Here is a 13,961-nt window from a genome sequence, read left to right as displayed (position 1 = left end):
ACTACCGGCTCGACGATCCGCCGAGCCGTGACCGCCGGCGACGGCCCCGTCACCGCGTGGGCGGGCGGTCCAGCAGCTTGTCGAGCCGGATGGGCAGGTCCCGCACCCGTACGCCGGTCGCGTGGTGCACGGCGTTGGCGATGGCCGCGGCGGTGCCCACGATGCCGATCTCGCCGATCCCCTTCACCCCGGCCGGGTTCAGCTCCGGGTCCTCCTCCGGCAGCCAGTGCGCCTCGATCCGCTCCACGTCGGCGCAGGCGCTGATGTGGTAGGTGGCGAAGTCGTGGTTGACCCAGTCGCCGTACCGCTCGTCGAGCACGCCCTCCTCGTGCAGCGCCATGGACATCCCCATCGTCATCCCGCCGATCAGCTGACTGCGGGCCGTGGTCGGGTTCACCACCCGACCGGCGGCGAAGACGCCGAGCAGCCGCGGCACCCGGACCTCGCCGGTGTCCGCGTCCACCCGCACCTCGGCGAACTGGGCGCCGTACGCGTACCGGGCCAGTGGGCGTAGCGCCCGGACCTCGTCGGCGGTGCTCACGTCGACGGTCAGCCCGCCGGCCGGCACCGGCCGGCCAGGGGCGTCCCGCAGCCGGTCGCGCAGCCCCTCGCAGGCCCGGATCACCGCCCAGCTCCACGAGGCGGTGCCCATCGAGCCGCCGGCCACCCAGGCCGGCGGCAGGTCGCTGTCGCCCACCCGGATCGCGACCCGCTCCACGGGCACGGCCAGCGCGTCCGCCGCCACCTGCCACAGCACCGTTCGGGCGCCGGTGCCGATGTCGGTCGCGTTGATCCGTACCTCGAAGGTGCCGTCCGGTGCGGCGGTGACCGCCGCGTCGGAGGCCTGGGCCCGGGCCGGATAGCTGGACCCGGCGACCCCGGTGCCGAGCAGCCACCGCCCGTCGCGCCGGGCCCCCGGCGTCGGGTCGCGGTCGGCCCAGCCGAACCGGCGCGCCCCCTCGCGCAGGCAGGCGACCAGGTTGCGGCTGCTGAACGGTTGGCCGCCGTCGGGATCGACCGTGGGGTCGTTGCGGACGCGCAGCTCGACCGGGTCGACGCCGCAGGCGGTGGCCAGCTCGTCCATCGCGGACTCCAGCGCGTACGCGCCCGGACACTCGCCGGGCGCGCGCATCCAGAACGGGGTCGGCACGTCCAGCCGGACCAGCCGGTGGGTGGTGCGCCGGTGCCGCCCGGCGTACATGCTGCGGGTGTAGACGGCGGTCTGCTCGGCGAACTCGGTCAGCGTCGAGGTCTGGCTGATCGCGTCGTGGCAGACCGCGGCGATCCGGCCGTCGGCGTCCGCGCCGAGCCGGACCCGTTGGATGGTCGGGGTGCGGTAGCCGATCGGGCCGAAGAGCTGCTGCCGGGTCAGCGCCAGCCGGACCGGCCGGTCCACCTGCCGGGCGGCCAGCGCGGCGAGCACCACGGCCGCCTTGGCGGACCCCTTGCTGCCGAAGCCGCCACCGACGTGCTCGGCGACCACCCGGACCGCCTCCCGGGGCAGCCCGAACAGCTCCGCGAGGGTCGCCTGCACCGGGGACGAACCCTGGTTGGAGTCCTGCACCAGCAGCCGCCCGTCCCGCCACCGGGCGGTGGTGGCGTGCGGCTCCATCGGGTTGTTGTGGTAGGCCGGGGTCCGGTAGGTGGCGTCGACCCGGACCTCGGCGGCCGCGAACCCGGCGTCGAAGTCGCCCTCGGCGGTGTCGGTCGGAAAGCTCGGGTTGACCTTGTCCGGCCGGTACAGCCCCGGGTGGTGCTCCGAGAGCACGGTGCTGTGCGGCTCGGTGTCGTAGTCGATCCGGACCAGCCGGGCCGCCTCCCGCGCCGCCTCGACGGTCTCCGCCACCACGACGGCGACGAACTGCCCCCGGTAGTGCACGGCCGGCTCCTGCAAGAGGAACAGCTCCGGGTCCACGCCGGACGCCAGGCGGGGTGCGTTGCCGTGGTGCAGCACGTCCAGCACCTCGGGCAGGGCCAGCGCCGCGGCCACGTCCATCCGGCTGATCCGTCCGCGCGCCGCCGCCGCCGGCACCACCCAGCCGTACGTCACGTCGTCCATTGGGTACTCGACCGCGTACCGGGCCGCCCCGGTGACCTTGTCGCGGCCCTCCAGCCGCGGGTGCGCCCGGCCCACGGCGCCGGCCGGTGGCGCGCTCACGGCTGCACCGTCCCGGCCAGCCCGGCCAGCGCGCGGACGGTGATGTTGCGGATCAGCGGCACCTTGAACCCGTTGTGCGACAGCGGCCGGGCCGCGGCGAGTTCGGCGTCGGCGGCCCGGGCGGCCAGCTCGGCGGTGAACGGTCGGCCGCGCAGCGCCTCCTCCGCCCGGTACGCCCGCCACGGGCGGTGCGCGACCGCGCCGTAGGCCAGCCGGACGTCCCGGACCACCTCCCCGTCCAGGTCCAGCGCCGCGGCGACCGAGCCGACCGCGAACGCGAAGGTGGCCCGGTCGCGCACCTTGAGGTAGGTGGCGTTCCGCGCGAACGGCAGCGCCGGGACGCGCACGGCCGTGATCAGCGCGCCCCGGGGGAGCGTGGTCTCCCGCTCGGGGTGGTCGCCGGGGGTCCGGTGCAGCTCGGTGAGCGGGACGTCCCGGGGGCCGCCGGGCTCGTGCACCTCCACCACGGCGGCCAGGGCGACCAGGGCGACCGCCAGGTCCGACGGGTGGGTGGCCACGCAGAACTCGGACCAGCCGAGGATGGCCAGGTCACGGTTCTGCCCGTGCCGCGCCGCGCAGCCGGTGCCGGGCTCCCGCTTGTTGCACGCCTTCCCGGTGTCCTGGAAGTACACGCAGCGGGTGCGTTGCAGCAGGTTTCCCCCGGTGGTGGCCATGTTGCGCAGCTGTCCCGACGCGCCGGCGAGCAGTGCCCGGGCGAGCAGCGGGTGGTCCCGCCGGACCAGTGGGTGCGCGGCGAGGTCGCTGTTGCGCACGGTGGCCCCGACCCGCAGCCCGCCGTCCGGCAGGGGCTCCACCGTGTCCAGCGGCAGTCGGGTGACGTCCACCAGCAGCTCCGGCCGTTGCACGCCGAGCTTCATCAGGTCCACCAGGTTGGTCCCGCCGGCCAGGTACGCCGCCTCCGGCTCCGCGTCCAGGAGCGCGACCGCCTCCGCCGCGTCGGCGGGCCGGTGGTAGCGGAAGGGTCTCACCGGGACGCCGCCGCCTCGCGGACCGCGGCCACGATGTTCGGGTACGCGGCGCACCGGCACAGGTTGCCGCTCATCCGTTCCCGCACCTCCGCGTCGGTCAGCTCCATTGGTGCCGTCAGGTCCCCGGTCACCGCGCTGGGCCAGTCGCGGGCCACCTCGTCGAGCATGCCCCGCGCGGAACAGAGCTGGCCCGGGGTGCAGTAGCCGCACTGAAACGCGTCGTGCGCGACGAAGGCGGCCTGGAGCGGGGAGAGTTCGTCGGGGCCGGCGAGCCCCTCCACGGTGACCACCGCGTGACCGTCCAGGGTGACCGCCAGGATCAGGCAGCTCTTCACCCGGCGTCCGTCGACCAGCACCGTGCACGAGCCGCACTGGCCGTGGTCGCAGCCCTTCTTGCTGCCGGTCAGGCCGAGCCGTTCACGCAGCGCGTCCAGCAGGGTGGTCCGGTTGTCCAGCGCCAGGTCGTGGGTGGTGCCGTTGACGGTGAGGGCGACCGGGGACGACCATGCGTCGTCCGCCGGTTTCCCGCTCTCCCGCCCGCTTCGCACCGTGCCAGACTAGCGTTGTCCGCATCATTTGCGGACAAATCCGGGCGGATGTCCGGCGGGTGGAATCGGCGGGGCGGCTGCGGTGATCGTCGCCGGACTGCTGCTCGCCGCCGGGGCCGGGCGCCGGTTCGGCCGACCCAAGGCGCTGGTCGAGCTGGACGGCGAGCCGCTGATCCGGCGCGGGGTACGTCTGCTGCAGGCGGGCGGCTGCGCGCCGGTGCACGTCGTCGCCGGCGCGGGCGCGGACGCATTGCCCGAACTCTCCGCGGCGGTGCTGGTCGTCAACCGGCACCGGCGGGAGGGACTGGGCTCCTCGCTGCGGTGCGGCCTGGCGTCACCAGGTGTGACGCAGCGGGAGGCCGAGAAAACGGGCGTAGCCGTCCAGGGCCGCCTCGAACCGGGCCCGCACCGCGGCGTCGAGCGGGACCAGCGGGTGCAGGGTCACCGTCGCCCGGGTCCTGCCGACGGTGCGCTTCCAGGTGCCGACCACCCGGCCGCCGCGCACCAGGGTGGCCTGGAAGACCCCGTTGCCGCCGGGGATGATCGCCTGCTTGTGCGCGGGGTCGAGCATCAGCGTCCGGTCCTTGAAGCCCAGCAGGTACTCGTCGAACCCGGGCAGCACGAGCACGTCGTCGACCGACGTACGGGGCGCGTCGAGCAGGGCCGCGTCGAGCACCGCCTCCACCCCGTCCACCCGCACCGTGGCCAGGGCGTCCCCCGCGGCGGCGATGGCGCGTTTGGCGTCCGTGGCGGTCAGCCCGGTCCAGCCGGCGAAATCCTGCCGGGTGGTCGGCCCATGGCCGCGGAAGTAGCGCCGCGCCAGGATGCCCAGGGCCTCGTCCCGGTCCGGCCGGTGCGGGTCGGGAGCCCACTCGTCAAGCAGCACGAAGGTCTGCTCAGTGCCGACGTGCGGGGCGATGCAGGTGACGCCGCACTGGCTGGCGTACCAGAGCACGTGGTAGCCGCGCTGCCCGGCGGTGTCGACGCCGGCCGCGGCGAGCCGGGCCAGGCACTCGGCGCGGGTGAGCCGGCCGCCGCCGGCCAACGCGTCGCCCAGCACGTCGGCCGCCCGGTCGGCGTCGGCCTCGGTGAGCCCCAGGGCGGCCCGGCGGGCCGCCGCCCCGGCCAGCGCCCGCACGCCGGTCAACTCCAGCATCCAGCGGGCGTCCCGCGGGGGTACGAGGTGCACGGTCCCCCGCATCGGCCAGGTGCGCAGCGCCTCCCGCCGCTCCAGGGCGGCCCGCACGTCGGCCACGGTGTGCCCGGGCAGCCGCGCGCCCAGCGACCACATCCCGCTCGCCGCGTCCTGGGCCTGCATCGCCCCGAACCACTCGACCACCCCGGCGACGCTCTCCGGCCGGCCACGCGGGTGCGCCCGCAGCAGCAGGCTGGTCATCCGCAGGGCGAGCGCCTCCCCGCCGGTCAGCTCCACCTCGTCGCCCCCTCCCCGCGCACCCGGTGAGCATAGGAGCGGCCCCCGACATCCCGTACGCATGAGGCCGCGACCAGCGGGGATGCCGACCGGGGCAGCCCACCGACGCCCGGCGGGGACCGGCCAGCCGGCGCTGACTAGGGTGGGCGACGGGCTGACCGCCGATCCGGCGGCGGAACTGGACCGGTTGGTCGACGCCCTGGTCCGCTGAGCGCTGCCCCTGATCGCGCTACGCCGGCCATCGCCGGCGGAGCGCGATCCCCCGTGCGGGGCCCCATGGTGCCGGCGGTGGCCAGTGCCACCGGCACCATTGGGATCAGGATCCCGCTCCGTGCCGGCATCTGGCATCGGTGCGGTGGGGAACTTGCGCAAATCTTGAGCAGCGGCGGGCGTCGGCCCGGATCGGCGCGAGCGACCGGGTTACAGCCGCCGGTACATCACCAGCAGGTCGACCAGGCCCTCGGTCGGGTGCCGGAAGCCCTCCGGCACCCGGCCGACCACCTCGAAGCCGAGGGACCGCCAGAGACCGACCGCCCGGGTGTTCGTCGCCACCACCGCGTTGAACTGCATCGCCTGGTAGGCGTCGGCGCGGGCCAGGTCGAGCACGTGCGCGCCGAGCGCCCGGCCGACGCCCCGCCCGGCCGCGGCCGGGGCGACCATGAAGCTGGCGTTGGCGACGTGGTCGCCCGGGCCGGCCTGGTTCGGGACCAGCTTCGCCGATCCGAGGACCGTGCCGTCCGGGTCGACCGCGACCACCGTCCGCCCGGGCGGCGCCACCAGCCACATCCGCCGCGCCTGCTCCTCGGTGACGTCCCGGGGCCAGGTGTACGTCTGCCCGGCGGCGACGATCTCGCGCAGGAACGGCCAGATGCCCGGCCAGTCCGCAGCGGTCGCCGCCCTGATTTCCATGATCCGAGCATGCCACGGGAGGCGTTTGCCTCCGCAACCAACGGGTAGTCGCCGGAGCTGATTCCGATCGAGGAGGAAACGTCTGATGGACGGCCAGGTCAAGGTAGCGGTGATCTACTACAGCGCGACCGGCATCACCTACCAGATGGCGCAGTCGGCGTACGAGGCCGCTGGCGAGGCCGGCGCCGAGGTGCGCCTGCGTAAGGTGCGCGAGCTGGCGCCGGAGGAGGCGATCCGCTCCAACTCGGGCTGGCAGGCGCACCACCTGGAGACCCAGGACGTGATGGAGGCGCAGCTCGACGACCTTTCCTGGGCCGACGTGGTGATCTTCGGCTCGCCCACCCGGTACGGCATGGTCGCCGCCCAGCTCAAGCAGTTCATCGACACCACCGGCCCGCTCTGGGCGCAGGGCGCGCTGGTCAACAAGGTGTACTCGGGATTCTGTTCGACGGCCACCTCGCACGGCGGCCAGGAGTCCACCCTGCTGGCGCTGTTCAACGTCTTCTACCACTGGGGCGGCATCGTGGTCACGCCCGGTTACACCAATCCGAGCCAGTTCACCGCGGGGAACCCGTACGGCGCGTCGCACACCAGCAACAACGGTGAGACCGCGCCGGACCACGTGACCCTCGCCGCCACCGCGCTGACCGCGAAGCGGGCGATCCAGATCAGCGCCGCGCTCAAGAAGGGCATGGCGGGCGGTTGACCCGCGCCGGTCGGCGCCGGGCTACGGGGCGACCGGTGGCCGGGCGGGGGCTCTCGGACCCGTCCGGACCACCGGTCGACCTCACCCCTACCCCCGATCGGGGGAAGCATGCGCCGCCGGCGGCCGCGCCGGACGCGCCAGCAGGTGACCGAGCAGGTCGGCGAGGATCACCATGCCGTCCCGGCTGAGCACCGACTCCGGGTGGAACTGCACCCCGGCGACCCCCACCCCGCGCAGCGCGTGCACCGCCCCGTCGACGGGGTCGCGGGACAGCTCCACCGGGCCGTACGGGGTGCCGACCCGGTCCGCGTCGGCCAGCGCGGTGAAGGTGGAGTAGAAGCCGACCCGCCGGGTCGCGCCGAACACCGTCACGTCCCGCGGCAGCCCCTGGTACGGCGCCTTTCGGAGGTGCAGCGGCAGGCCCAGTAGTCCGCAGAGCAGCTGGTGGCCCAGGCAGATCGCCAGCGTCGGCAGTGCGGCGTCGAGCCGCCCGGCCAGCAGCGCCCGCAATGCCGCCATCTTCGGCTCGGTGACCTGCCCCGGGTCGCCCGGGCCCGGGCCCACCACGACCAGGTCGTACCCGTCGAGCGGGCCGGGCCGCTGCCACGGCGTGACATCCACGGCCAGGCCCAGCGCGCGGAGCTGGTGGGCGAGCATGCCGGTGAAGGTGTCCTCGCCGTCCACGACCAGCGCCCGCCGGCCGGCCAGCCCGGGCAGGACGGTGGCGTCGGGCACCCGCTGGTCGAGCCAGAACCGGGCCAGCGGGGTGTTGCGCTCGGCGAGCACGGCCCGTACGTCGGGATCGTCGGCGAGGCGTATCGCCGGGTCGGCGGCGGCCGGCGCCTGCGGGCCCAGCCCGAGCGCGGCGAGCACCCCGGCCGCCTTGGCGTGGGTCTCGGCCACCTCGCCGGCTGCGGTGGAGTGCCGCACCAGGGTCGCCCCGACCGGTACCCGCAGCTCGCCGGCGGGGGAGATCTCCGCGGTTCGGATCAGGATCGGCGCGTCCAGGGTCTGCCTTCCCTGCGTGTCCCGGCCCAGCAGGGCCAGCACCCCGGAGTAGTAGCGCCGGCCGGTGCGTTCGTGCCGGGCGATCACCCGGCAGGCGTTCTCCATCGGGCTGCCGGTCACCGTCGGCGCGAACATGGTCTCCCGCAGCACCTCCCGTACGTCCCGGGTGCCCCGCCCGGCCAGCAGGTACTCGGTGTGCGCCAGGTGCGCCATCTCCTTCAGGTACGGCCCGATCACCTGGCCGCCCCGCTCGGCGACCGTGGCCATCATCTTCAGCTCCTCGTCGAGCACCATGTACAGCTCCTCGACCTCCTTGGGGTCGCGGAGGAAGCGGAGCAGGGCCTCCCGGTCGGCCGCCGCGCCGGTGTGCCGGAAGGTGCCGCTGATCGGGTTCATCATCACCAGCCCGTCGTCCACGCTGACGTGCCGCTCCGGGCTCGCGCCGACCAGGATCCGGGTGCCGGTGTGCACCAGGAACGTCCAGTACGCGCCCCGCTCGCCGAGCAGCAGCCGGCGCAGCGCCGCCAGCGCCGCCCGCAGCGGCGGCCCCTGCACGGTGGCCCGCAGGGTGCGGTGGATGACGAAGTTGGCCCCCTCGCCGCGGCCGATCTCCTCGGCCAGCACCCGGTCGACGGTGCGGGCGTACTCGTCGTCGCCGATGTCGAAGGCGGCGCCGGTGGTGACCACCGGGGCGTCCGGGAGCGCGTCCAGCGCGTCGGCCAGCGCGATCCGCGTGTGCCCGGCTATCTCCAGGTACTCCAGCGGCGTGCCGTCGTCGAGGCAGTCGAAGCCCCGCTCGGTGATCTGCCGGTACGGCACCAGGGCCAGCGTGCCGGGCCCGGGCCCGGCGTCCGGCACCGGCAGGTCGGCGAGGCGCCCGGCGACGCGTACCGGGCCGGTGAAGAGCTCCAGGTGGTCGGCGCCCTCGTGGCGGACGAGCGCGAACGGGCCGGGGTCGGCGCCGCGGGTGACGGCGGTGAGCAGGTCGTGCGGGCGGGTCATCGGTGTCTCCTCCAGGGCCGGGGGGTCGCCCGGCGGGGCGGCCCGGGGGCCGGGGAGAGACCGGCGGCCGCCTCGTCGGGCGGCCGCGTGGGTGAAGCTACGCGCGGGGAGTGGCCGCCGGGTCGGCGGGCCACCAGCAGGACAGGTGCGCGAGCATGCCGACCACCCTACGTGGGCCCCAGCGGGCGCGGAAGCCGCTCCCACGAAGGGGGATCATGCCGGGCGCCGATCGAGGCTTGGCCGGCCCGGCCGCCGGGTACCGTGACCCGCGATGAACATTCTCGCTCTCGACCTGGGGACCTCCTCGGTACGCGGACTCGTGCTGGACGCCGACGCCGACCCGCTGCCGGGGGCGTTGGCGCGCCGCAAGATGCGGCTGAGCGTCGGCAGCGACGGCGCCGGCACCCTCGACGCCGGCCGCTACCTGGCCTGCCTGGCCGAGTGCCTGGACGAACTCGCCGCCGGAGGGCACCTGCGGGAGGTGCGGCTGGTCGCGGTCTCCGCGCAGTGGCACTCGGTGGTGTCGCTCGACGGCGCGGGCGCCCCGCTCGGGCCGGTGCTCACCTGGCTGGACACCCGCCCCGAGCGGCCGGTCGGGGCGAGTGGGCCGGCCGATCCGGACGCCTTCCACCTGCGTACCGGCGCCTGGTGGCACCGCTGCTACTGGTCCATGCGGTTGCCCTGGCTGCGCGAGCGCGCCGGGACCCCGGGGGTCCGGTTCGCCGGGTTGGTCGAGTACCTCCTCGGTGAACTGCTCGACTCGGCGCCCATGTCGGTGTCGATGGCCTCCGGCACGGGCCTGCTCGACCTGCGCTCGCTGGATTGGGACGCCGAGGCCTGCGAGCTGGCCGGGGTCCGGCCGGGCGAACTGCCCGAGCTGGCCCCGATTGACTGGCGCGGGCGACTGCGGCCGGAGCACGCCCGGCGCTGGCCGCAGCTGACCGGCGCGCTGTGGGCCGCCCCGGTCGGCGACGGGGCCGCCTCCAACGTCGGCTCCGGCTGCGTCGACCCGCGGCGTGCCGCGGTGACCGTGGGGACCTCCGCCGCGGTCCGGTTGGTGCAGCGGCTTCCGGCCGGGCAGGAGCTGCCGCCCCTTTCCGAACAGCTATGGCGGTACCGGGTGGACCACGAGCACGTGGTGACCGGGGCGGCCTACTCCTGCGGCGGCAACCTGTTCGCCTGGGCAAGGCGGGAGCTGCGGCTGCCCGAAGGGGATGAGCTGGAGGCCGCCCTGGCGCGGGTCCCGCCGGACGGCGGGCTCCCGGCGAACCCCCGCCTCGGTGGCGACCGGCCGCCCGGTATGGCCCCGGCCGGCGCCGGCGAGCTGAGCGGCCTGAGCTTCTCCACCACCGGGGTGCAGATGATGGCCGGCCTGATGGCCGGGCTGTGCCGGATGGTCGCCGACGACCTGGTCGTGCTGGAGTCCGCCGTCGACGCCCCGGTCGAGGTGGTGCTCGGCGGGGGCGCGGTGAGCGCCTCGACGTGGTGGCGCTCGGCCTTCGCGGCGGCCCTCGCGCCCCGGTCGGTACGGCACCGCGGGGAGCCGGAGATCGGCGCCATCGGCGCCGCGCTGGTGGCGCTGGGCCGGGTCGCCGAGGCGGAGCGGCTCGCCGGCGCGGGGTCGACGGAGGGTGTGGCCTCCCCGACGTTGCCGGCCTCCGCCGGGCCCCGGCCGGCTTCCTGACCGCTCACCCCTCCGCCCCGTTGACACGGCTCGCGGGACTGGTTGGATGGAGGCCCCGATGCAGGGGACACGGGGGACCGAGGAGGCAGGTGTGGGCGCAGCTCCCGAACAGACACGGGACGCGGAGTCGCACCGTCGCAGCCGGTTCGACGAACGGGTGCTACCGCACCGGCGGCGCTCGCCGCTGCGGTTGCGGGACTGGCGGATGCGCACCAAGCTCGCCACCGTCCTGGTCATCCCGTCGGTGGCCTTCCTGGTGCTGGCCGGGGTGCAGACCGCGGGGCTGGTCGGGCGGACCACGGCGTTGAGCGACTTCGCCCGGCAGGTCGGCATCGGCCGGCAGATCACCACCGCGGTGGACCGGCTCCAGCAGGAAAGGGACCGCTCGGCGGGGGAGCTGGCCGAGCTGCGCCGGGCCGACCGGACCGGCGACCGGGAGGCGGCGGTCGCCGCGCTGAAGCCGTTGCAGGCCGCCACCGACCAGGCCTTCGGCGAGCTGCGTACGGCGGCCGGGCCGCTGGCCGACGCGGACGCGGCCTGGCGGGTCGCTTACGCCGAGGTGCTGGAGACGTACGACCAGGTGGTCTACATCCGCGCGGCGGTCCCGCCGGCGGTGCTGTCCAGCGACACCATCCTCAGCAACTACCACCGGTCCGTCGAGGCGCTGCTCAAACTGCTCGCCGAGCCGACGCCAGGGGAGGAGAACCCGGAGCTGACCGACGCCGTGCTGCGGTACGTGCAGCTGGCCCGGGTCAAGGAGCTCTCGTCCCGGGTCCGCGGCCAGCTCTACCAGGTCGCCCGCGCCGGCCGGTACGACCTGGACGACCAGGTCACCCTCACCGACCTGAGGGCGCAGCAGCTCGCCGCGCTCGGCGCCTTCCGGGTCGCGGCGACCACCGGTCAGATCGAGCGCTACGACCGGACCTCGCGGGACGCCGCCTTCGTCACCGCCACCCGACTGGAGGAGAAGAGCCTGCCCAGCGGCGCCGCGCAGCCGGCGGTGCTGCCCGCTCCACAGTGGTGGGCGGCCAGCGAGCAGCGGCAGGAGCTGCTGCGCCAGCTGGAGGCGCAGGTGCTCGACGACGCGGTGGCGCAGGCCGACGAGGTCAGCGGCGACCAGCTGCGGACCACCCTGCTGGTGGTCGGCGGCATCCTGGTGGTGCTCGGGCTCGCCGTGCTGCTCGCCCTGCTGATCGGCCGATCCATCGCCAACTCGATGCAGCTGCTGCGCGGCCAGGCCCTGCGGATCGCGCAGATCGAGCTGCCGCACGCCCTGGACCGGCTCCGTACGGTCAACGGCGGGGTGCCCGCCATCGACGTGCCGCCCGCGGTCGTCCGGTCGCTCGACGAGATCGGCGAGCTGGCCGAGGCGTTCGTCGCGGTGCACCGCAGCGCGGTCAGCGTCGCGGTCGAGCAGGCGGAGACGCGCCGCACCGTCAACGCGATGTTCGTCAACCTCGCCCGCCGCAGCCAGGTGCTGGTGGAACGGCAGCTGGAGCTCCTCGACGACCTGGAGCGGGAGGAGGCCGACCCGGACCAGCTGGAGAATCTGTTCAAGCTCGACCACCTGGCCGCCCGGATGCGCCGCAACGACGAGAGCCTGCTGGTGCTGGCCGGCACCGAGTCCACCCGCCGGTGGAACCGCCCGGTCGGGCTCGGCGCGGTGCTGCTCGCCGCCAGCGCCGAGATCGAGCAGTACCAGCGGGTCCGCCACGAGTCGGTGGCCGACCTGCACGTGGTGGGGCACGCCGTCGGCGAGCTGGTGCACATGCTGGCCGAGCTGTTGGAGAACGCCACCGCCTTCTCCCGGCCGGACACGGTGGTCCGGGTGACCGCCCGGGCCGACGGCGGCGGGGCGCTGGTGGAGATCGTCGACCAGGGGCTCGGGATGAGCCCGGCCGCCCTGGAGCGGGCCAACGTCGTCCTCGTCTCCCCGCCGGCGGCGGACGTCGCCGCGGTCGAGCGGATGGGTCTGTTCGTGGTCAGCCACCTCGCCGCCCGGCACGGCGTCCAGGTACGCCTGGCCGGCGAGGGCGACGGCGACGGCCTCAGCGCCCGGATCCTGCTCCCCGCCACGCTGCTGGCGCCGGCTCCGGCGCTGGAGCTGGACCAGCCGGCCGCGCCGCGGATGCTCACCACGGCCGTCGCCGGGGCGACCCGGGCCGTCGGGCCGGCCCGCCCGGACGTGCCGGCGCAGCGGGCCGAGCTGCCGGTGGCCGGCCGGCGCCCCGACCCCACGCCGGCGCCCGCCCTGGGCCGGCCGTTGCCGGTGCGCGCCGAGGACGTGCTGGCCCCGGCCGGTGGGCCGCCGGCACCGGAAGGGGGCGGCTGGTGGTCCCGCCAGGGACCGGCGCCGGACTCGCCGGTGTCGACCGGGGAGGTAACACCGGCGCCGCCGGCGACGCCGGTGACCGGAGGCACCAACGAGCGGGGCCTTCCGGTACGGGTCCCGATGGCGCAGCTCTCCTCCGTCACTGAGCCGGCCCGGCCCGGGGCCGCGGCCGTCCGGGCCGACCCGGACCCGGAGGCGGTGGGCGGGATGCTGTCCCGGCTCTACAGCGGCGTGCGCCGCGCGGAGGCCGAGGACACCACGGAGATAATCTTGCCGCCGGCCGGTGTGCGCAGTGAAGGGGGACGACAGTGATGACGTTGAGCCAGGAGGCGCGGGACCTGAGCTGGCTGGTCAACGCGTTCGCGGAGCGGGTGCCCGGGGTGGCCCACGCGGTGGTGGTCTCCTCCGACGGACTGCTGGTGGCGCTCTCGGCCTACCTGCCCCGCGACCACGCGGACAAGCTGGCCGCGGTGACCTCGGGCCTGATGAGCATCACCGCAGGCGCGGCCCAGATGTTCGACGGTGACGTGGTCAAGCAGACGGTCGTCGAGATGGGCCGCGGCTACTTCCTGGTGATGCAGATCCGCGACGGCTCGATCCTGGCCACCCTGGCCGGCGCGGATGCCGACATCGGCGTGGTGGGCTACGAGATGGCCCGGCTGGCCAAGCAGGCCGGCGAGATGCTGACCCCGGCGCTGCGCGCGGAGTTGCAGCAGGCGCTGCCCCGCTGACTCGGCCGAGTCGACGCCGACGGGTCCGCCGGGCCGGACCGTCCCCACGCGGTCCGGCCGGTCGCCGGCTGCGTCGGCGCGGCCCCGAGCCGTCGTTCAACTACCACCGGTTCTGGGCCCAGGCCGACGTCGCGATGGCGTACGCCGACTACGGCAACCTCTTCCCGAACGGGTGAGCTGACCCCTCCGGGTGGGTGGCGCGGCGCCACCCACCCGGAGGCCGACCGGAACCCGAGGGAGCGGATCGCCCGGTCGGCGGGCGGCCCGGCTCCCACGGTCAGGTCGGGGTGGGTCGGTCGTCCGGCCGACGCAGCGGATCGGCCGGCCCACCCACCGTCCACCTTCCGCGCCGCCGTGGAAAAGCCGCGAAAAAAGAGGCCGTCGTGGGATCACACGACGGCGTACGACGGAGTACCGTATTTCTCGGAGAGGCCGCTCCCCCCGTGGCGGCCTCTCCGTTAT

Annotated in this window: 11 protein-coding genes and 2 pseudogenes; 7 read left to right on the top strand and 6 right to left on the bottom strand. The window is 75.2% G+C overall.

The features are described 5' to 3' along the window. Positions 1 to 49 precede the first annotated feature (49 nt). The 3 genes from ACLQ2U_RS25220 to ACLQ2U_RS25210 are packed head-to-tail and all read right to left on the bottom strand — an operon-like array spanning position 50 to position 3,695. On the bottom strand, positions 50 to 2,158 hold the full coding sequence (locus ACLQ2U_RS25220) for a xanthine dehydrogenase family protein molybdopterin-binding subunit (protein ID WP_425753250.1): 2,109 nt from the start codon (positions 2,156 to 2,158) through the stop codon (positions 50 to 52). Further along, the gene (locus tag ACLQ2U_RS25215) at positions 2,155 to 3,147 is read right to left on the bottom strand and encodes an FAD binding domain-containing protein (RefSeq protein WP_425753249.1); all 993 of its coding nucleotides are present in this window, start codon (positions 3,145 to 3,147) and stop codon (positions 2,155 to 2,157) included. The genes ACLQ2U_RS25220 and ACLQ2U_RS25215 overlap by 4 nt, the downstream gene beginning before the upstream one ends. Next, positions 3,144 to 3,695, bottom strand: coding sequence for a 2Fe-2S iron-sulfur cluster-binding protein (locus ACLQ2U_RS25210; RefSeq protein ID WP_425753248.1), 552 nt, complete (start codon positions 3,693 to 3,695; stop codon positions 3,144 to 3,146). Before ACLQ2U_RS25210 ends, ACLQ2U_RS25215 begins: the two co-directional genes overlap by 4 nt. Positions 3,696 to 3,777: 82 nt before the next feature. Here ACLQ2U_RS25210 and ACLQ2U_RS25205 point away from each other — a divergent pair. Further along, positions 3,778 to 3,975, top strand: a pseudogene (locus tag ACLQ2U_RS25205) (NTP transferase domain-containing protein); the annotation flags it as partial. A gap of 54 nt (positions 3,976 to 4,029) precedes the next feature. Here the strand turns inward: ACLQ2U_RS25205 and ACLQ2U_RS25200 are convergent. Continuing rightward, entirely contained in the window at positions 4,030 to 5,091 is a 1,062-nt protein-coding gene (locus ACLQ2U_RS25200; protein ID WP_425753354.1) for a winged helix DNA-binding domain-containing protein, read from the bottom strand. A 118-nt stretch (positions 5,092 to 5,209) separates the two neighbouring features. On the opposite strand from ACLQ2U_RS25200, the gene ACLQ2U_RS25195 reads away from it, so the two are divergent. Continuing rightward, positions 5,210 to 5,338 carry a hypothetical protein gene (locus tag ACLQ2U_RS25195; RefSeq protein WP_425753247.1) on the top strand — a complete coding sequence of 43 codons (129 nt, stop codon included), beginning with the start codon at positions 5,210 to 5,212 and terminating at the stop codon, positions 5,336 to 5,338. A gap of 209 nt (positions 5,339 to 5,547) precedes the next feature. Here the strand turns inward: ACLQ2U_RS25195 and ACLQ2U_RS25190 are convergent, their stop codons facing one another. After that, complete coding sequence (locus tag ACLQ2U_RS25190; RefSeq protein WP_425753246.1) at positions 5,548 to 6,036, bottom strand: GNAT family N-acetyltransferase; 489 nt, start codon at positions 6,034 to 6,036, stop codon at positions 5,548 to 5,550. An 85-nt stretch (positions 6,037 to 6,121) separates the two neighbouring features. Here ACLQ2U_RS25190 and wrbA point away from each other — a divergent pair, with 85 nt between their 5' ends. Next, positions 6,122 to 6,742, top strand: a complete 621-nt coding sequence (wrbA, locus tag ACLQ2U_RS25185; RefSeq protein WP_425753245.1) for an NAD(P)H:quinone oxidoreductase — start codon at positions 6,122 to 6,124, stop codon at positions 6,740 to 6,742. Between the two features lie 87 nt (positions 6,743 to 6,829). Here the strand turns inward: wrbA and ACLQ2U_RS25180 are convergent, their stop codons facing one another. Beyond that, positions 6,830 to 8,752 (bottom strand): chorismate-binding protein, encoded by a 1,923-nt coding sequence (locus tag ACLQ2U_RS25180; protein ID WP_425753244.1) that lies wholly within the window; start codon positions 8,750 to 8,752, stop codon positions 6,830 to 6,832. A 271-nt stretch (positions 8,753 to 9,023) separates the two neighbouring features. On the opposite strand from ACLQ2U_RS25180, the gene ACLQ2U_RS25175 reads away from it, so the two are divergent. From ACLQ2U_RS25175 to ACLQ2U_RS25160, 4 genes and pseudogenes are all read left to right on the top strand, one after another. Next, the gene (locus ACLQ2U_RS25175) at positions 9,024 to 10,436 is read left to right on the top strand and encodes an FGGY family carbohydrate kinase (RefSeq protein ID WP_425753243.1); all 1,413 of its coding nucleotides are present in this window, start codon (positions 9,024 to 9,026) and stop codon (positions 10,434 to 10,436) included. Between the two features lie 91 nt (positions 10,437 to 10,527). Beyond that, complete coding sequence (locus ACLQ2U_RS25170; protein ID WP_425753242.1) at positions 10,528 to 13,080, top strand: nitrate- and nitrite sensing domain-containing protein; 2,553 nt, start codon at positions 10,528 to 10,530, stop codon at positions 13,078 to 13,080. Further along, complete coding sequence (locus ACLQ2U_RS25165; RefSeq protein ID WP_425753241.1) at positions 13,080 to 13,499, top strand: roadblock/LC7 domain-containing protein; 420 nt, start codon at positions 13,080 to 13,082, stop codon at positions 13,497 to 13,499. Before ACLQ2U_RS25170 ends, ACLQ2U_RS25165 begins: the two co-directional genes overlap by 1 nt. A gap of 80 nt (positions 13,500 to 13,579) precedes the next feature. Further along, positions 13,580 to 13,675 (top strand): annotated as a pseudogene (locus ACLQ2U_RS25160) (glycoside hydrolase family 48 protein); the annotation flags it as partial. Positions 13,676 to 13,961 lie beyond the last annotated feature (286 nt).

Origin of the sequence: Micromonospora sp. DT47, from assembly GCF_049844475.1 — a bacterium.
Classification (GTDB): Bacteria; Actinomycetota; Actinomycetes; order Mycobacteriales; family Micromonosporaceae; genus Micromonospora.
The sequence above is the reverse complement of the archived record's forward strand: the minus strand, read 5'-3'. Positions and strand labels throughout refer to the sequence as shown.